General features: G+C 42.2%; 15 protein-coding genes. 5 read left to right on the forward strand and 10 right to left on the reverse strand.

Annotation, left to right across the window (positions count from 1 at the left end):
• The first annotated feature begins 49 nt into the window (after positions 1 to 49).
• Positions 50 to 562 carry a gamma carbonic anhydrase family protein gene (locus tag BMX50_RS09225; protein ID WP_091210199.1) on the forward strand — a complete coding sequence of 171 codons (513 nt, stop codon included), beginning with the start codon at positions 50 to 52 and terminating at the stop codon, positions 560 to 562.
• Here BMX50_RS09225 and BMX50_RS09230 read toward each other — a convergent pair.
• The 5 genes from BMX50_RS09230 to BMX50_RS09250 form a co-directional block, all read right to left on the reverse strand.
• Positions 552 to 2,192, reverse strand: a complete 1,641-nt coding sequence (locus BMX50_RS09230; RefSeq protein ID WP_091210200.1) for an Ig-like domain-containing domain — start codon at positions 2,190 to 2,192, stop codon at positions 552 to 554. The genes BMX50_RS09225 and BMX50_RS09230 overlap by 11 nt on opposite strands.
• Positions 2,193 to 2,307: 115 nt before the next feature.
• Positions 2,308 to 4,170: a tRNA uridine-5-carboxymethylaminomethyl(34) synthesis enzyme MnmG gene (gene mnmG, locus BMX50_RS09235; protein WP_091210201.1), complete on the reverse strand. Its 1,863-nt coding sequence runs from the start codon at positions 4,168 to 4,170 to the stop codon at positions 2,308 to 2,310.
• Positions 4,171 to 4,390: 220 nt separating this feature from the next.
• Positions 4,391 to 4,636, reverse strand: a complete 246-nt coding sequence (locus BMX50_RS09240; protein WP_091210202.1) for a CBU_0592 family membrane protein — start codon at positions 4,634 to 4,636, stop codon at positions 4,391 to 4,393.
• Positions 4,636 to 6,501 (reverse strand): ABC-F family ATP-binding cassette domain-containing protein, encoded by a 1,866-nt coding sequence (locus BMX50_RS09245; RefSeq protein WP_091210203.1) that lies wholly within the window; start codon positions 6,499 to 6,501, stop codon positions 4,636 to 4,638. Before BMX50_RS09245 ends, BMX50_RS09240 begins: the two co-directional genes overlap by 1 nt.
• On the reverse strand, positions 6,498 to 7,154 hold the full coding sequence (locus BMX50_RS09250) for an oxidoreductase (RefSeq protein WP_091210204.1): 657 nt from the start codon (positions 7,152 to 7,154) through the stop codon (positions 6,498 to 6,500). Before BMX50_RS09250 ends, BMX50_RS09245 begins: the two co-directional genes overlap by 4 nt.
• 82 nt (positions 7,155 to 7,236) lie before the next feature.
• Between BMX50_RS09250 and BMX50_RS09255 the strand changes: the two genes are divergently transcribed.
• The 4 genes from BMX50_RS09255 to BMX50_RS09270 all read left to right on the forward strand — a co-directional run bounded on the left by BMX50_RS09255 (position 7,237) and on the right by BMX50_RS09270 (position 10,445).
• Positions 7,237 to 7,947, forward strand: a complete 711-nt coding sequence (locus BMX50_RS09255) for a pirin family protein (RefSeq protein WP_091210205.1) — start codon at positions 7,237 to 7,239, stop codon at positions 7,945 to 7,947.
• A gap of 98 nt (positions 7,948 to 8,045) precedes the next feature.
• Entirely contained in the window at positions 8,046 to 8,825 is a 780-nt protein-coding gene (locus tag BMX50_RS09260) for an MlaE family ABC transporter permease (RefSeq protein WP_091210206.1), read from the forward strand.
• 1 nt (position 8,826) lies between these two features.
• Positions 8,827 to 9,618, forward strand: coding sequence for an ABC transporter ATP-binding protein (locus BMX50_RS09265; RefSeq protein WP_091210207.1), 792 nt, complete (start codon positions 8,827 to 8,829; stop codon positions 9,616 to 9,618).
• Complete coding sequence (locus BMX50_RS09270; protein WP_091210208.1) at positions 9,615 to 10,445, forward strand: MlaD family protein; 831 nt, start codon at positions 9,615 to 9,617, stop codon at positions 10,443 to 10,445. Before BMX50_RS09265 ends, BMX50_RS09270 begins: the two co-directional genes overlap by 4 nt.
• 149 nt (positions 10,446 to 10,594) lie before the next feature.
• Here the strand turns inward: BMX50_RS09270 and BMX50_RS09275 are convergent, their stop codons facing one another.
• The 5 genes from BMX50_RS09275 to BMX50_RS09295 all read right to left on the reverse strand — a co-directional run bounded on the left by BMX50_RS09275 (position 10,595) and on the right by BMX50_RS09295 (position 19,730).
• A complete protein-coding gene (locus BMX50_RS09275; RefSeq protein ID WP_091210209.1) occupies positions 10,595 to 12,574 on the reverse strand; it encodes a glycoside hydrolase family 97 protein in 1,980 nt (659 codons plus the stop codon).
• A 341-nt stretch (positions 12,575 to 12,915) separates the two neighbouring features.
• Positions 12,916 to 13,809: a hypothetical protein gene (locus tag BMX50_RS09280; protein ID WP_091210210.1), complete on the reverse strand. Its 894-nt coding sequence runs from the start codon at positions 13,807 to 13,809 to the stop codon at positions 12,916 to 12,918.
• A 67-nt stretch (positions 13,810 to 13,876) separates the two neighbouring features.
• On the reverse strand, positions 13,877 to 15,109 hold the full coding sequence (locus BMX50_RS09285) for a family 16 glycosylhydrolase (protein ID WP_208864668.1): 1,233 nt from the start codon (positions 15,107 to 15,109) through the stop codon (positions 13,877 to 13,879).
• 41 nt (positions 15,110 to 15,150) lie between these two features.
• On the reverse strand, positions 15,151 to 17,034 hold the full coding sequence (locus BMX50_RS09290; protein ID WP_091210211.1) for a glycoside hydrolase family 30 beta sandwich domain-containing protein: 1,884 nt from the start codon (positions 17,032 to 17,034) through the stop codon (positions 15,151 to 15,153).
• Between the two features lie 785 nt (positions 17,035 to 17,819).
• Positions 17,820 to 19,730 (reverse strand): 7TM diverse intracellular signaling domain-containing protein, encoded by a 1,911-nt coding sequence (locus BMX50_RS09295; RefSeq protein WP_091210212.1) that lies wholly within the window; start codon positions 19,728 to 19,730, stop codon positions 17,820 to 17,822.
• Positions 19,731 to 19,848 lie beyond the last annotated feature (118 nt).

Consider the following 19,848-nt stretch of genomic DNA (forward strand, 5'->3'; position numbering starts at 1 on the left):
ATTTAAATCGCTAATTCACTAAATCAATAATTCACTAATTAACTAAGCCATGCCTGTAATTCTGCCTGTAAAAGATAAAAGCCCGGTTTGGGGTAAAGATTGTTTTATTGCCGAAAACTGCACTATAGTAGGAGATGTGGTGATGGGCGATAATTGTTCGGTATGGTTTAACGCCGTGATCCGTGGAGATGTGCATTACATTAAAATAGGTAACAATACCAATATTCAGGATGGCGCCGTGATCCATGCTACTTATTTAAAAGCACCAACCAATATAGGTAACAGTGTTTCTATAGGGCATAATGCGCTTGTACACGGCTGCACTTTGCATGACCATACTTTGGTAGGTATGGGCGCTATTGTAATGGATCGCGCGGTTGTAAACGAGTTTGTGATCATTGCTGCAGGTGCTGTGGTATTGGAAAATACTATCTGCGAATCAGGGTATTTATATGCCGGTATTCCTGCCAAAAAGATAAAGCCCCTTACTGATGAGCAAAGGGCTATGTTGAAGCAACTGCCTCAAAATTATATTATGTATTCGGGCTGGTTTAAGGAGTAACCTTTTCTTTCGGAATCGTGACAGGTTCTTCTGCTTCCCAGTTTGGCCTCAGGGTAATGAGTTTTTCATTCAGCCAGATATTTTCCGGCTGCCTCTTTAGTTTTACGTTGCCGCTATCCCATTTACCATTTTTATTTTCGTCATAAATAATCCTTATATAGTATTTAGCGGCCAGGATTCCTTTATAAACAAGCGACGTGCTTTTTGTAATTGGGTCGCTTTGAATTAGCTTTTTGTCTTCACTTAATAATTCAACTACGTAAGCTTTGGAGGTATCGGGCACGGTTAGTTTTACCGTGAGCTGGCTGTAATTATCCAGCTTATTGATCTGGAATTTTTTGGATAGACGTTTGTTTTTATCTCCATAAATGTCGGTTAAGGCGCCGTCATTCAATATTAGTTCGTATTTACTCGTTTCCCTCCATCGGTATTTTAAATTGAGCAATTTATAATTACCTGTATCTTTTTGGATGGTGTAATCGCTCGTAGCTACCGAATCTTCATTTAAAGTAATCAGCGATTGGTCGAAGTTATCGACAGGGATACTTGCCGTTAGCACCAAATTACTGCCGGGTTTTAGTTTACTATCGTTGCCTATGTTATAGCTTGTAGTTAAAACGCGCGTAAAGCTTTCATTTTTACGTTTAAGCTGATAGATGGTATCAATAGGCTTACCCTTGTCAAATATGGCTACACGCAGGGAATCAAAGTTCATATTACGGAGATAAACAGAAGCTGTATCCTTAGTACGCGAAAATGATACCTGTTTCTTGCTGTCTACATCGGTAGGGTATAGGACTTTGATAGCCGGTTGGGTTAGCCCCTTATTAAATACAAGCAATAGTTTGCCGTCGGTATCAAAACGTTTTTCGGATACCCTGAACTTTTCGGGATCTTGCTTAAACAAGTTTAACTGGATGTTCGATGTATCCGCTCTGAGATGAATAGGCTTTTTTAAGAAAGCTATCAATTCATCATCGCGATTAAAAATCTTATCGGGACTTGCTTCTTTTAGCGCATAGATGCGATAATCATCTTCGCGCAAATTATTCAAAGCAAAATTTCCTGACGAGTCGGTAAGCGCAAAAATCGACGGCTTCTTTTTTCCGAACAGCGTGTCTTGTTTCACCGGGAAAATGAAAACTAATACATCTTTCTCTTTTTCCTGGGTGAGGGTATTGGTTACCGTACCGGTAATGCTCAATGAGTCGATGTGGTTGCCGGTAGAAAAAACGTAAGTGAAATTTTTCAGGATATTACTTTCGTTCACATCCTGTATCGCTTTACCGAAGTTGATAACGTAGGTAGTATTTTTTTGGAGCGTGTCCTTAAATTCAATTTTTAATTTTCTTTTGTTTGATGTGTACTCGGGTTGCTTCTCCATGGCCGGGCTCATGCTGATCTCCTGGTAAGTATTGGTAAGTTTGATGAACTCATCAAATTCCAGGTCGATTTGTTTGGCAGCAAAATTTCGGGTTTTATTTCCGGGAATTGCCTTCACCAATTTTGGCGGAGTCTGGTCGCGCGGCCCTCCCTGCGGTGGTTGTTGAGCTGCGCAGCCAAAAATGAATAAAACGATAAAAATCAGTAGTGAATTTTTGTAAAAAATTGCCGGTTTTGTATTTAACATGATTTTTAGGCGATATAAGCGATTTTTATGTTTTTATAACAAGTACTATCAAAAATTGAAAATAATCGATTTAAGAGGATATTTTATAAATCCTTAATTATCAGTAATTTATGAATTATCTTGACACATGAACCATTAAAACAGAGATATCCGACGGTGAAACGCCCGAAATTCGTGATGCCTGGCCCAAAGTGCGTGGTTTTATCCTCATCAGTTTTTCACGCGCTTCTTTTGAAAGTGATACCAAAGTGTGATAATCAAAATTTGGATTGATCTCACGGTCTTCCATTTTTTTCATGCGGTCAACAATCTCCATCTCCTTGATGAAATAACTCTCATATTTGATTTTTATTTCAGCCTGCTCAATAGTTTCTTTATCATAGGCAGAGAGTAACTCGGCTAAAGGAGCGTCTGCTTTTTTAAGGTCTTCAAAAGTAACCTGTGGCCTGCTCAATAAATTAAACAGCTTGTTGCTTTGGGTGAGTGCGCTTGTACCTAATTCTTCTAACAGGCTGTTTACTGTTGATGGATCGATGGATTTACTTTTGGTATAAGCTACAATATCATCCGAGTTTTTCACTTTCTGATTTACTTTTTCCAAACGCTCATCGCTAATCAATCCCAGCTCATGCCCCATAGGAGAGAGTCTGATATCGGCATTATCCTGACGTAATAACAGGCGGTGCTCGGCTCTTGAAGTGAACATACGGTAAGGCTCTTCGGTACCTTTAGTAACCAGGTCGTCTATCAAAACACCTATATATGATTCTGATCTCTTCAAAATCAATTCGTGTTTATCGTTGATTTTTTGGTGCGCATTGATGCCTGCAATGAAGCCTTGTGAGGCTGCTTCCTCGTAACCGGTAGTACCGTTGATCTGCCCGGCAAAATACAGGTTACTGATCTGTTTGGTTTCTAAAGTTAAACCCAATTGTGTAGGGGGGAAGAAATCGTACTCAATGGCGTAACCTGGTCTAAACATTTTAGCGTTCTCAAATCCGGGTATTTTGGTGAGCGCTTTGTATTGTACATCTTCTGGCAGGGAGGTAGAGAAACCATTTACATAGATCTCAACGGTGTTCAATCCTTCGGGTTCAACAAAAATCTGGTGACGGTCGCGCTCAGCAAAGCGGTTGATCTTATCCTCAATTGAAGGGCAATAACGCGGACCTAAACCTTTAATCCTACCAGTAAACATTGGCGATTTTTCGAAACCTTCTTTCAATGTTTCGTGTACATCGGTATTGGTATAGGTGATCCAGCAGCAGCGTTGTTCTTCTATAAAAGGTACATCTGTAAAAGAGAATTTACCTCTTACTGGGTCGCCCCATTGCTCTTCCATTAAGCTATAATTAAGACTGCGTCCATCCACACGGGGTGGGGTACCGGTCTTCATCCTGCCTGCTTCAAAGCCTAATTCAACCAGTTGTTCGGTTAAACCTGTGGCTGCTTTTTCACCTGTACGACCTCCGCCAAATCTTTTTTCGCCGATATGGATCACTCCATTTAGGAAAGTTCCGTTGGTAAGCACTACAGCATCTGCTTCAATTTCGATACCTATAGAAGTACGCACACCTGCAATGGTGTTGTTTTTTACTATTAGGGAAGTAACAGTATCCTGCCAAAAATCAACATTAGGAGTTGCCTCTAATGCTAAACGCCACTCTTCTGCAAACCTCATACGATCGCTTTGAGCTCGTGGGCTCCACATAGCAGGGCCTTTCGACTGGTTAAGCATCCTGAATTGGATAGATGTTTTATCCGTTATAATGCCCGAATATCCACCTAAAGCATCTACCTCACGCACTATTTGTCCCTTGGCAACACCGCCCATTGCGGGGTTACAGCTCATCTGTGCAATGGTGCCCATATTCATGGTTATCAGTAAAACTGACGAACCTAAGTTAGCAGCGGCAGCAGCAGCTTCACAGCCTGCGTGCCCGGCACCTACTACTATTACATTATATTTCCTAAACATTTTATCCTCCTTGTTCCACGTGGAACGTATCGTTTGTAAGTCTTGAGTCGGGAGTTTGGAGTTATAAGTCTGTTTATATTTTTGACTCAGAACTTAGAACTTTTGACTTTAATAAACGTTCCACGTGGAACGTTTATGTTATATTATATATCAGAATTTTGAATGAAGACCTTAAGCGTATGGCTTAGTTCTTCAAACTTAAACTACAAAATTACCTCATCTAAGCAGATGTTCCACGTGGAACCCTGAATAATGATATTAAAGCTACAATTGCCCAGATGCTCTCTAATACCACAAAAGGGTAGAAGCTGATCATATACGAAGCATAGCCGCAAGTGCCTGCTCCTATGAAATTCATTAAGCTGTAAAGCTTGCTCTGGGCTGATAATTTACCTGCTAAATTCAATAAGAATGCAATTAAAAGGATGATTACACCCGTTGTAGCTATGATATCTGATGTTTTCATTATCCTTCGTTTAATTCGGTTAATTCCATCCAACGGGCACTTTTGTCGTCCAATTGCTTGTTTAAAAGCTCTATTTGCTTTAATATTTCATCAAGCTTTTTTGGGTCAATGCCTACTGTGTCTAATTGCGCAGTTTTATCCTTTATGCTTGCCTCAATAGTGTTGATCTCGCCTTCAATGTTTTCTAATTCCTTTGATTCTTTAAAGCTTAGTTTGCTTTTTTTAGCTGCGGGAGTTTGTGTTTGGACTACAGGAGCGGGCTTTTTAGCTTGTTGCTTGGCTTCTTCCAGTTCGAGCCTGTATGATGAGTAGTTGCCATTAAAGATGCGTACGTGGCCTTTCTCTTCCATGATGAAAAGCTGGTCGGTAAGCTTATCCAGTAAATACCTGTCGTGCGATACCATCATTAATACACCACCGTAGTTGGTTAAAAACTCTTCCAATACGTTTAGTGTATCAATATCCAGATCATTGGTAGGCTCATCCAGTATCAGGAAGTTGGGGTTCTTCATCAGGATGCTCATTAATTGTAAACGTTTCTTTTCGCCACCGCTTAGCTTTGATATAAAACCATATTGCTTGGCAGGAGGGAAGAGGAACAAGGTAAGCAACGCAGAGGCCGAAATGGTTTTACCGTCGGCCATGGTAATGAACTCTGCAACATTCTTTACAATATCAATAACACGTTCATCATCTTTAAAAGTGATCCCTGCCTGGTGAAAATACCCTATTACAGTAGTTTCTCCTTTAACTACGCTTCCTTTATCAGGTTGCAAAGCACCTGTAATGATATTTAACAGGGTTGATTTACCGCTACCGTTTTTACCGGCTAAGCCAATCCTATCACCTTTTTTAAATATATAGCTGAAGTTATTGATGTAAGTATTGCCATTAAATGATTTATAAAGATGTTCCATCTCCATGATCTTGTTGCCCTGGCGTGCTGTTTTAACGCTTAGCTCAACTTTATCGCGAATACCGCCGTTCTTGGTTTTCTCTTCCAGGTCATAATAGGCATCAATACGTGCTTTTGATTTGGTACCACGCGCCTGGGGTTGGCGGCGCATCCATTCCAGCTCTTTCCTTAGCAGGTTTGAGTTTTTCTGAAATGCTGCCTCGTCCGCTGCTTCGCGTTCTGCTTTCTTTTCAAGATAGTAACCATAGCTGCCATTATAAGGCTGGATCTTGCCACGGTCAATCTCTAATATCTCGTTACATACATTATCCAGGAAATACCTGTCGTGTGTAACCATCAAAATGGTTTTGTTGCCTTCGGTCAATAATTTCTCCAGCCATTCAATGGTATCAATATCCAGGTGGTTGGTTGGCTCATCCAGTATATAAACTTCCGGGTCTTCAATAAGGAGCTTAGCCAAAGCCAAACGTTTCTTTTGCCCACCAGATAGGGTAGTGATATGCTGATTTAAATGGTGGATATCTAAGCGGCCTAAAATGGTTTTTATCTTGTATTCATATTCCCAGGCATCAACCTCACTCATTTCTTCCATTACCTTTTCAATGGCCTTGGTGTTTTCAGGATCGTTCTCCATCAGTTCCTCGTACCTGCGGATCAGCTGCTGTTGCACATCATCGGCATGGAAAATATAATCGCTGATGGTAACCGCATTTTTAAAGTTAGGATCCTGCTCCAGGTAACCCATGTTAAGGTCACGGGCCTGCACTACTTTGCCTTCGGTAGGTTTTATAGTACCGCCTAATATTTTTAGAAGGGTAGATTTGCCGGCACCGTTAACGCCTACAAGCGCAACCTTGCGGCCGCGGTTAATACCTATGGTTACATTTTTAAATAACCAGTTGTCATGAAATTGATGGCCAAGGTTCTCGGCAGAAAGATAAGTACTCACGATAGTTGTTTTATTTTATCCGACTCGTATATAAATACACCGGTCGCGTTTTTTATTGATTGTTGATACATGGCCATGGCAACGGTTGAGGCCTCAATGCTTTGGTATTTTTTCCATCCTCCAAAAAGCAATGGATTAATAATTTTCATTAAGCCATTTACAAACTTTTCCATTGGTCTGCTTTCCTGCCTGTCGCCCACTAAAAAGGATGGCCTGTAAATATGAACGGCGGGTATTCCCGTTGCCGTAACATCGGCTTCGGTTTCTCCTTTAGTTTTGGTATAGAAATTAACGCCATTTATGTCGGCTCCAATTGAGGATACCAAATGATATTGTTCGAGCCCGTTTTGCTTAGCCAATTGTGCCAGTAATAACGGATAATCATGATCTATCTTGCGATAAACGGTCAAATCAGGCGTTTTCTTTTTAGTTGATCCTAAGCAGCAGAACAAAGCATGGCCATTCAGCTCATTTTTGTATGTTTCGGGCTGTTCAAAGTCAATAACAAGCTGCTTCAATTTATGATGCTGTAGTGGCAGATTTTTCCTGACCAGGATTAAAACTTCATCATAATAGGCTTGTTCCAATAAAATTTGCAGAAGTTGACTGCCAATAAGTCCGCTTGAGCCTGCAATCACAGCTTTTTTTGCCATTACTTATTGATTTTCCGCAAAAATACGCATAATTAAATTGTGGAATAAATATTGTGTGTTTAAACATATAATTTAAAAGAGCATGAAAACAATATTTTATCCCGAAGCAGAACGTGGACATAACGATATAGGCTGGTTAAAAGCAAACTTCTCGTTCAGCTTTGCATCCTATTATAATCCGGAGAAAATGAATTTCGGTGCGTTGCGTGTATTGAATGATGATATCATAGCCGCCGGCCGTGGCTTTGGCAGTCATCCGCACGATAATATGGAAATTATCACCATTCCTTTAAAAGGAGGTTTGGAGCATAAAGATAGCATGGGCAATACCGGGGTCATAAATGCGGGAGAGGTGCAGGTGATGTCGGCAGGTACAGGTGTATATCATTCAGAATATAATGCATCGCATAAAGAGGCTGCCAATACTTTACAGATCTGGCTTTTCCCTAAAGAAAGAAATATCCAGCCGCGTTACGATCAGATGAATTTTAAAGACCGTTTTAAATTGAATGAGCTAACTACCTTGATCTCGCCGCAAAAAAGTGAAGACACGCTTTGGATCAACCAGGACGCGACCTTTTCGATGGGCGAATTTGAAGCAGGGCAAACTATCAACTATGATATTAAAACCCAGGGCAATGGTGCTTATGTTTTTGTGCTGGATGGTGTGGTTAAAATAAACAGCCAGGTTTTAAACAAAAAAGATGCGCTGGGCGTTTATGATACAAGTTCACTTACAATTATAACCGAAGAGCCATCCCGTTTCCTGATCATTGACGTACCAATGTCATAAATCAGTATTAGCCTGAATCTATAAAGTGAATATTATTGAAAGTTCAAAAACAATTGAGTGTTGCTTGGTTGTTGTTTACTATTATTTAAGATTCACTGATGGAAGCACAGCAGGAACTAAGCGGATGGAGAAAATGGCTTGAAGGCATAGGCGACTATGTAGTGTTCTTCACGCGCTTTTTCCGCAACATATTTACCGGGGGCTTTGAATGGTCGGAGTTTGTAAGGCAATGCTACGAAATAGGTTATCGGTCCATGATGCTGGTGGGTATTACCTCCTTTATCATGGGCCTGGTGCTTATTTTGCAGCTCAGGCCATCGCTCATCTCGCTTGGTGCCGAAAGCATGTTGCCTAAAACACTGTCGGTTGCACTTATCCGCGAAATAGGGCCGGTGATCACTGCTATCATTTGCGCCGGTAAAATAGCGTCAAGCATTGGGGCCGAGTTGGGCAGTATGAAAGTGACCGAGCAGATTGATGCTATGGAGGTATCGGGTGCCAACCCCATTCAATACCTGGTGGTGACGCGCGTATTAGCTACCAGTTTCATGATCCCATTATTGGCCATTATAGGTGATGCCATCGGATTATTCGGTGGCTTCCTGGCGCTCAACTTTACCGATAGCATCAGTTTTTCTCTTTACTTCAATAAATGTATTGCCTCTCTTGATTTTACCGACTTGCTACCTGCTGTAGCTAAAACTGTGCTTTTTGGCTTTGCGGTTGGTTTTGTGGGATGTTATAAAGGCTATCATTCGGATAAAGGGACTGAAAGTGTAGGTATAGCGGCTAACTCAGCTGTGGTGACTGCTTCCCTCTGGATCTTCATCATTGATGCTATAGCCGTTCAGATCACCAGTTTGTTATTTTATAAATAAGATGAAAGAAGCAGACAAACATATCGAAGCTAAAAAAGAAGCGCCTGAACATAAGCCGGAGGTGGTGATACATGCTAAAGGCATAAAAAAATCTTTCGGTAAAAAGAAAGTGCTTAAAAATATCACTTTCGACCTGAAGAAAGGGGAAAACATTGTTGTGCTGGGTAAATCGGGTCAGGGAAAATCCGTAACTATTCAATGCGTGGTAGGTATGTTGCAGCCAGACGGCGGTAAGTTGGAGGTTTTTGGAGAGGATATCACCACGATGAACGATGAAGAGCTGAAACAGCTAAGGATGAAGATAGGATTCCTTTTTCAGGGTGGGGCATTGTATGATTCTATGACGGTAAGGGATAATCTGGAGTTTCCACTTACCAGGGTGTTGAAGCTGAAAGATCAGAAAGAGATTAATAAAAAGGTTGAAGGCGTGTTGGATGCTGTTGGTTTATTAGATGCGATAGATAAAATGCCGTCCGACCTTTCGGGCGGGATGCGAAAAAGGGTAGGCCTGGCCCGTACACTGATCGTTAACCCTGAGATTATGCTGTATGATGAGCCTACCACCGGGCTTGACCCCATTACCTCCCGCGAGATCAGTGAGCTCATCAATCGCCTGCAACGCAAATATGAAATATCATCTGTCATCATTACCCACGATATGGAATGCGCCCGTATTACGGCCGACCGCATCCTGGTAATGGATGAGGGTGAATATATAGCCGAAGGCTCATACAAAGAGCTCGAAAAATCGGATAATGAAATGGTCAGATCTTTTTTTAACGAACCCGCATGAAAACTACATCATCTCAAAAAATAAGGATAGGCCTGTTTACCTTTTTAGGGTTGGCAGTGCTGTTGGTTGCTATATTTTTAATAGGCAATCAAAAAAGCCTGTTTAATTCTACCTTTCATGTTTATGGGCGGTTTAAGAATGTGAGCGGTTTGCAGGTGGGTAATAATGTGCGATTTGCGGGCATTAACGTTGGAGTGGTACAATCTATCAATATCGTAACCGATAGTTCGGTACGGGTTGATCTTACACTGAATAAGAGCGTTAAAAAGTTTATCAAGAAAGACTCAAAACTAAGTATAGGCAGCGACGGACTGATGGGGGATAAGCTGGTAGTGATAGCCCCTGGTGGAATTGTAAGCCACGAAGAGATTGAAGATGGCGGAAAGTTAGGTTCGATAAACCCGGTTGATGTAGACAGGATCATCAATAAACTAACCCGTGTGGCTGATAACGCTGAATCATTAACCGAAAATTTGACAGGCATAGTCGCCAAGATCAATAATGGGCAGGGCAGCATTGGCCGCCTGTTGAACAGCGACAAAATGGCCCGCGACCTGGAAGGTACTGTTAAACAAGCTCAAACTACAATTAAAACAGTTCACAGTACAACCAACACGCTTAATGAAGACCTTACCGCCGCCCAGCATAACTTTTTGTTAAGGGGTTTCTTCAACAAGAAAAAGAAGCGCGAACAGCAAAGACAGGACAGTATTAAAAAGGCCCAGGAAAAGATTCAGGAGGATAAAGAGAAAGCAGCCAAAGAAGCTCAGAAACAAAAGGAAAAAGCAGCTAAGGAGGCTGCCGATAAGCAGAAGGATGATAATTAACTTTCTTTAAATCAGTGTGTTATGGTTTTATAATAAAATTAAGGTCATGCTGAACTTGTTTCAGCATCTCACTTGCCAGGCCACTTGCTAAGCAAATCGCCTACTTGTCCTGTGGGGTGCTGAAACAAGTTCAGCACGACGGAATGGTGTTAATTCACCTTCTCCAATCTCGCAGCCCAGCCACCGCCTGAAGCCAGTTTGATATTAAGCTTATCTTTTGAAGTTAAATTAACCACAGTTCGTTTGTAATCAGTGCCATCCCTGTCGGCATTGATACCATCTTCAAAAATTACGGCTTTGTAAGTGCCTTCACCTAAAAACGAGAGATCGATGGTTAAATCGCGGGCATCCCAGTTTGTCATTGCACCAATGTGCCACGTGGAACCTTTTCGGCGGGCGAGGGCTACGTATTCACCTACTTTTCCGCTTATAGCCACCGTTTCATTGAAAGTTGTGGGCACAGCGGCGATAAAATCTGTACTTTCCTGTTCTTTTTGATAGGCGGTAGGGTTATCGGCCATCATTTGTAGTGGTGCTTCAAATACGGTATACATAGCTAATTGATGGCAGCGGGTTCCCTGGCTCATGGGGTTACCATTTACCGGGCGAAAATTAGCTTTACTGGCATTACGCATAGCGCCGGGTGTATAATCCATCGGGCCGGACAACATGCGGATGAAGGGAATACTCACATCATAACCGGGATGATCTTTAACACCCCATTTTACATTTTCCAGCCCTTTGACACCCTCAAAATTAAGGATATTTGGAAAAGTACGCTGGATACCGCTTGGTTTATACATGCCATGATAATCTACAATTAACTGATTATCAGCTGCTTTTTGAGCTATTTCATAAAGCGATGAAACCATTTTCTGATCGTCACGATCGATGAAATCTATCTTGAAACCTTTGATGCCCATTTTTGAAAATTTAGCCATCGCAGCATCGGTTTGGCGGGTTAGGGCATACCAGCTTGTCCATAAAATGAGGCCTACATTTTTTTGTTTGGCGTAATCGATCAGTTCCTGCAGGTTAATATCCGGCGAGATCTGGTTCAAATCAACTATGTTCGACCAGCCTTCATCCAAAACCACATATTCCACCTTGTTGGCCGATGCGAAGTCGATGTAATATTTGTAAGTAGGGTTGTTAATGCCCGCTTTAAAATCAACATGGGTAATATTCCAATCGTTCCACCAATCCCAGGCCACTTTACCGGGCTTTATCCATGACATATCTTTAATCCTGGATGGTTCAGATAGTTTTTGAACTATGTCACTATTAGCCAGTTGTTTATCTTCTGTGCTGATGATAGCCACCCGCCACGGGAAACTCCTTGTGCCTTTTGTTTTGGCGATATAATCGGCCCGGCCGTTAACCACATAGTTCATATTAGCGTAACCACCGGTAGTTTCAACCGTGGGGTATTTTGCAAATGCTCCCTGCAGGCTTTGCCCGTTTCCGGTTAAGTACATGCCCGGATAATCCTGCAGATCGGCTTCAAGGATGGCAGCTTTTTTATTGTCGCCAACATTTACCAAAACAGGTAAAAAAGCAAGGCTGTCTTTGGTTACTTCCGATAGCTTAAGTTTACTATATAATGCCTCGAAGGACGTTGTCCATTTATCTTTGTTGCGATAATCATTTACAAAAGGGAGCCACGCTTTATCGTCATTTTTAAAATTGAAATTAGCTTCTTCATTCTGTATAATGATATCACCCTTTTTCTGCGTGATAAAACGATAAGCTACCCCATCATCATACGCACGGAATACCGCTGAATAGTCTCCTTTAAAGTTGATTGTTAGTTGATTATACTGATCGTGAACCTTATCTTTTTTGTAGATAGGTGTATTGAAATACAGATCGGCGGATGACGCTTTTGTGTTTTTTACAACAGAAGATTTACCCAACACTTCACCACCCTGAAGTGTCATTGATATAGCTGATGGTGTAATGATCTCCGTATCCTCATGCTTTACCGACCACCTGATCTTATCACCGGTTGTTACCGTCAGGTCAATCTTACCATCGGGCGATTTGATATGATAGTTTTTTGCCGTTTGGGCTGCTAAAACTGACGCTGAAAAGCAGAGCGAAAGCATGAATAGAAGTTTCATCTTCATCAGGAGTGGTATTAAGGGTTTAAATGTTGGTTTACAGCGGTCTAAACTAAATAATAATCAGTTTAATGAATGATGATTTTATGACGATTTGTGGTGAGATATAAACTAAAAACCATGTCATTGACATGCTTTTTAAAAACATATGCCGACGCTCGGCTCCAACACACAGTTGTTGGGAAGACAAAAACCATGTCATTGCGAGGAGCTGGCTGGATAATGTGCAGCGGGGCGACGCGGCAATCGCATGCTATACAGGGCGGATATGCTTCTGTGCGGTTGCCACGCTGCGCTCGCAATGACATAGTTTTTATTTGTTTGCGATTACTTGCGGCAGCAGGGAATTAATAAGATAGCCGAATCCCCCCAAACACTCTAAATCCAGTCCGATACGCCCCATTTATCTGGGTTTTATCGACTTCGCCACTGTTAAGATAAAGCTCATCTGTACCTGTACCAGTTTGCCAGTGTAGGTATCCGCCACCGGCTTGGATAGCTATATGTTTTGTGATGGTATAAACCAATGCGCCATTCATATTTAAGCCATATCCAATGGCATGATGACGATAGCTTACCGGGTGCTGAAACGTGGTAATAAGGTTCCAGTTACCATCGGCGTTGTAACTTACCTGGTTGTAGGTGATATCAGCATTAAACTTTAGCTTTTCAATCAGTTTTATCGATGCTATGGTTTTGATAAATACACCGGTCCATTTAGTTTGATAGCTGCTGTTCAAACCCGGAAAACGATTGTCGCTATCATACAGAGATAACGATTGCCTGTTATCACTGTATCCTGCATAAGGGGTAAGGTTAAGCCAATTATCATTAATTAGCTGATAACCTGCGCCTAATGCCCAGCCCCGTGTATTACCTTTTCCGGCATTAAAAGTTTCGTTATAGGTATTACCGGTACGGTTATCGTTGCTGTAATCAGAATCGTTAACTGTGCCCGATGTGATGAATTGCCGGCTGTAATCTGCATAAACACTAAACTTTTGATACACATTCCATTGCAGAGAAGCGGTAATAGAATGTCCGCCGATTTTTGTCCATTTCAGTTCCGAAAAAACGTTTGGATTTTGACCATCGCTATTGCCTGCTATCGACCAATGAAAGTTTTCGCGCTGGTAACCATCTGTAATATCAAACTGCAGTTTGTTCCCGTCAGATTGAGCATACACAACACGAGCGCCTAACATCAGCCATAAAAGACAAAAGCCGGTAAATTTTTTCATCAGTAGGTTTATAAAAAAGGAAGCCTGCCCGTTTAGTTAACGGGCAGGCTAAATATATCATTTTAAATTATTGGTTTACTCCAAAAGCTTCCCAGCCCGATGCGGTTGCCCGCGTACAGGTCATGGCTTGTGTGCCGTTTTCGCTCGAGATAAATTTGCCGTTATTTCCCCTGAAGGTAACTTTGCCATCGGTGGTAGGTACCCAGTCAAATTTCTCCCAGTCGCCTACGGTGGTGCGGTTACAAGTGATAGCTTGTGTACCATTTTCGCTTGATACATATTTACCCATAGCCTGAAGCGCTACCTTACCGCCGCCGGCATCAACTACAGTAAATTGTTCCCAGGCCGATGCTGTAGCACGGTTACAGTTCATGGCCTGTGTTCCGTTTTCGCTGCTAACATATTGGTTATTAAATCCTTTTAAGGTGATGGTTTGACCAATTGGAGGTGTAGTGCTGCTACCCGAAAGGTCATAAACCCTTACGTAATCAACTACCATGTTACAAGGCAATGCTCCGTCATTAATGGTATTACCAGGTAAATCGCCGCCGATGGCCAGGTTAAGAATGATAAAGAACGGATTATGGAACGCACCTGTATTGTTAATGTTATTGGCAATATTACCGGTTACATACAAGGTATTATCTACATACCAGCGGATTGAGTTGGCATCCCACTCAACAGCATAGGTATGGAATCCTGTTGGCGTGGTGGTTGTGCTGCCGCCATATTGCACGTGGCCTCCGTTGTTATACCAGTGCATGGTGCCCAAAATGGTATTGGAAGTGTTTACCTGCTCCATGATATCAATTTCGCCGCACTGTGGCCAGCCTACTGTACCGATATTTGCGCCCAGCATCCAAAATGCAGGCCAGGTACCTTGTACACCAGGAAGCTTGATGCTTGCCTCAATACGACCGGACGTTGGCTGATATTTACCGGCGGTAGTTAATTTGGCTGATGTATACGGCTGTCCGCCAACAGATTCTTTTTTGGCTGTAATAGTTAAAAAGCCACCAGAAACCGTTGCATTTGCCGATTGATAGTATTCTTTTTCATTATTAACGCCTGGGTTGCCGTTATCAATGTTCCAGTTTGCGGTGTTAACGCTTGTGCCGTTAAATTCATCGCTCCAAAGCAGTGTGCCTGCTCTTGGTGTGGTGGTTGAACCACCTGTTGTTTCATCGGCCGTTTTAATGGCAGGTGATGGCTTGTTCAAATCCTTGCTGCAGGATGAAATTAAGAACATGAATGCCGACGCAGTTGCGGCGCTCTTCGCAAAGTTTAAAAGTTGTTTCATAATGATGGTATTGGTAAATAATTAATTGGTTTTGCAGGTAATTACTGGTTTACACCAAAAGCTTCCCAGCCCGATGCTGTTGCACGGGTGCAGGTCATGGCTTGTGTGCCGTTTTCGCTTGAGATAAATTTGCCGTTATTGCCCCTGAGGGTAACTTTACCGTCGGTAGTAGGGACCCAGTCAAATTTTTCCCAATCGCCGTAGGTTGTGCGGTTACAGGTGATGGCTTGTGCGCCGTTTTCGGACGATACATATTTGCCCATAGATTGCAGCGCTATTTTGCCAGCACCAGCATCAACAACCAAAAACTGCTCCCATGCAGATGCTGTGGCGCGGTTGCAGTTCATAGCCTGGGTGCCGTTTTCGCTGCTTACGTATTGGTTATTAAAGCCTTTAAGGGTAATAGTTGAGCCGATAGGCGCGCCTGATCCTGAACCGCTTGATTGTGTACCTGTCCATTTAAAGGTTGCTACAGCGCCGGCGGCTAAGGTATAAGTAAATGATTCGGCACCCCATTTAACTTTAAAGCTGCTGCTTGATGAGCCGTTGTTAAGAGCGATAAGCACTTTGCTGCCATCGGAATTTTTAAAAGCTACGTTTTGGATACTGCCCGATAGGTTGGATGAAATGCGGACTGCGCCCGGTCTTACAAATTTTGAAGCGTGACCGATAATGTAATAGCCCACATTACGGGTAATAGAAGTACCGCTAACAGTGATGCCACCTAAACAGGTACTGCAACCACCGGGTGTATGTGGGTTATTGTTTGGATCGGAAGCCAGGTTCCATTCAAGCGCGTTGCGGCTCCAGTTGCGGGTAGCGCCAATAATGAGGGTGTTTACGTGCCATGACAGATCGCCGCCAAAATTGCTTGGCGCACCAACCCATTGCTCGGTGAAGTAGATGTTTTTGTTAGGATAGGCATTATGTACATCGGTTAAAGAACTGATATTGCCTGCATACAGGTGAAATGCGGAGCCGTCAACATAAGGGTTAGCCCCGCCATCGGCCAAAACAGTTTCGGGATAATCAATCCTGTCGGTATTGTGATCGTAAGCAATGATCTTGGTTTGGAAACCGGCTGCCCTGATCTGCGGACCGAGGTTATTTTTGATAAAATTGGCTTCTTCGGCGGGTTGCATTACCATACTCGGGTTATTATATGGGTTAAGCGGTTCATTTTGAGGTGTAATGGCATCAATGGTAATGCCCTGTGCCTGCATAGCCTGTAAGTATTTTACAAAATAGCGCGCGTAGGCGTCATAATATCCTGCCGCTGTATTGAGGCTGCCGCCTGTATAGCCATTGTTTCCGGTTGTGTTCACCTTCATCCAGGTAGGGGCAGTCCATGGGGTGGCTATAATTTTGATGGATGGGTTTATGGCGATGATCTTTTTTAGGATAGGTAGCAGGTCCTGGTTTTCGGCGCTGATGCTGAAGTTGTTCATATTAAAGTCGCCTGCGGTTTGGTTGTAAGTAAAATCATTGGCGCTCAAATCGGAGGCCCCGATGCTGATACGGATATAGCTGATCCCGATTTGCCCGTTGGCCGTACCAAAAAGCTCGTTAAGTACATTGGTCTGATTACTGCCAAGACCGTTCAACAACCCGGCGCTGCCTCCGGTTAATGTGAAGCCGAAGCCATCAATACCCTGGTAGGTTTGATTTTCGTCTACTGTAATGGTAGTGGCATTGGTGCCTGCATCGGCTGCGAAATTGAAACTGGTTTGTGCCTGCAACAGATTTGACTGATCAGCAGTGGTTAGCCAGGCATTCACTACTTCGTTGGCTGCACGGGCTACGGTTCCGCTTGTTTTTTGATCAGGAGCTTCAGGAGCATTTACATTCTTTTTACAGGAGTAAAAGGCTGCGGCAATAAACAGGGTGAGGACTGCAAACCGCCTTAATTTGTAATTGATTTTCATTTAGTTATTATTTAGTTGATTGATTTGATATTCAAAAAAAATCACATAAGCTGCTATACAACAGTTAAATACGCATAATGATATTTAACTGTCACTTAAGAATATCAAAGCATTGTTTCGGGGCGAATGCTCCCGTACAATGCTGTTTTCCGTAAAGCAGAGCTATGTGTAGCTTAAAATTGGTTGTAGCAAATCTACAGGAATTTAAACGGATCAATCAAGTAAAATGTTTATAAATAATTGATTTATAGTGCATTATATGTGTTTTAATACGCTTACATCACATTGTTTAAAACAGCAAAAAGTACTTTAAATAGCCTGTGCAACGTTTTTGTTGCAATGAAATTTTTTTTCTGATACGCTTACTTCGCAGTTAATTGTAAAGAAAAAAAATAGGGGTATATAGCTGTGAGTTATAAGTGATTGGGAATACGAAAAGAAGTATTCTATAAAAGAGTATAATTAAATATCAAAATGACTTGACGGAGAGGAGTCACAAATCATCCGCCGTCCGACAGCCGCACAAGACTTGCGCCCATTGGGTATCGGCCAATGTCATTAAGTTAAGAAAAATCCCCCAGAGGGGGAACAGGTTTGTAGCAACATAATGTATAGAAAATAACCGTGCCAGAGGTACGGAACACCGGAGTTGTGTACCTCTGGCACACTAAGAAAATTCATTCGTTTCATTTCTACAAACCTTTTGCACCTCTGGTGCAATCTGTCAACCCCTTTTGATGCAAGATACTAATTCGTGAAATTCGTTTAAATTGTTATCCGCCTGCTCAGGCATTCGTGCTATTATCAATCACCAGTTTACTCCAGCCTTTATCACCTGCATTTTTGATCTCTTTTTTGCGCTGCTCCATTACTTTTTTAATGCGGGAACTATATGCCCAGCAGGTACTTTGGCGGATAGAAAGGATTTCGGATAGTTTATGTGACGAGATTTTGCCTTTGGTTGAGTACATCAGGAAGATCATGTAGAAAGCCTTATTAATAGGGATGCGGGTGTTTTGCAGTATGGTATAAGCAATCACCGATTCTTCATAACCGCATTTTGAACACCGGCGACTGTAGGGCAGATGCCCGCTGCCGTAATGCGTATTGCTGCATTTACGGCAGGCATAACCGTGCTCCCATTTCAGGTCGGACAGGAATTTGAAGCAGGTTTCCCTATCGGGATAAATGCGGCTGAACTCTTCAAAGTCAACTTCGGTAAGCATTACCCTGTCATGGGTTACTTTTTCGATATCGTTATGCAGGATGATATTATCTTTTTCGAGCAGGACATTCATGCGCGAAATTTCTTCAGCCTGTTGTTGCAGCAATTCATTAACCGATTTAAGTTCTTCATTCTGCTCGGCTATCATGGATGATTTTTCGACCAGCTCACGGGTGCGTTCCTGCACCTGGGCTTCGAGGCTGCGGTTCAGGGTATCTTTCAGTTCCTCGTTCTGTTTCATCTGGGTTATGATGTTTTGCTGGGCGATATCCTTTTCCTTTTTCAGGATCCGAACTTTATCGCCAATGGCAAAAGAGATAAACAGCATCTCCATAATAAAACAAACGCTGAGGCTGTAGTAGTCGAATTCGGTAACAGGCAACCACCAGATGTTTAATGCTATGCAGGTTTTAATGATAAAACCAGTAAGCAGGAAGGTATAGCCAATAACAAAAAACCTTGCCGGTTTATAGCCTTTAATCAGCACATAGCAACCAGCGTAAAATGAAATACTTAGCGGCAAAAACTCGATGATCTTGTAGTTAAACCAGGCCATATTAATAGTAATACAGGCCAGGAAATAGATACACCTGAAAACGATAACCCCTTTAATCACCTTGTTTAAACGAGGGGCGTTGACTTTTAAATTAAGGAGTTTTTGCGCGAAAAGAATAGCAAAAATACTGGCCGAAAACAGGGCGATTCCATAAGCATAATTGTTCCAGCCTGGATTATTTGGCCAGATGTACTGGTAGGCAATACCATCGGCACACATTTCGTACAGACCGATGCTTAGATTGTAAATGATGTAGTACAGGTATTGTACCTGGCGCATGGCTATAAACATCATGAAATTGTACAGGCCAAAAACCAGGATCATGCCATAAAAAACGCCAAAGAAAAAATATTCATCGAGCGCGTAGCCGATAAACCGGCTTACTGTACGCAATACCATGATCACATTTACCGAATGGCCTGAGCGGATGCGGATATAATAAACATCATCGGGCCCTTGATTGCTATTGATGTTAACGCTAAAATTTTTGTGTTTGTAAAAACGGGCGGCAAAAGGGTGGCTGCTGCCAAGTGATGTTATCCGGTAAGTATCTTTAACAGGTGAGTAAACGGTAATACTATCTATTGTTTGATCAAAAAACTCCAGGATCCAGTTGTTATTGGTAGCATTGGCCCTGCCAATTTTAATGCGGTACCAATAAGCCGAGTTATTATGATGGGTAACAGGGGTAGGCTCGGGATTGAATGCAAATTTGCCTGCTAAGTAAGCTGCATGAATACCGTCGAGACCAAGTTTACCGGTTGTATCTTCAAAATAAACAATCTGCTTGTATTCAAAAATATGCTGGTTTACATTGTCGTTTATTTGTACCGTAGTTTGGGCCTTTATGCTTACTGAAAAGCATAAGCAAAAAACAACAATACCGATAAAAAATCTCAGTAACGGTTTAAACATAGGCTCAGCAAAATGAATGTTTTTCGCACCTGTAATGTTGGATTCACTACAGGCGCGAATGAAATGGTTGTTTGGTTAGCGTCAGGCCGGATACAATTATAATATTTTTATTTTTCTA

Origin of the sequence: Mucilaginibacter gossypiicola, from assembly GCF_900110105.1 — a bacterium.
Classification (GTDB): domain Bacteria; phylum Bacteroidota; class Bacteroidia; order Sphingobacteriales; family Sphingobacteriaceae; genus Mucilaginibacter; species Mucilaginibacter gossypiicola.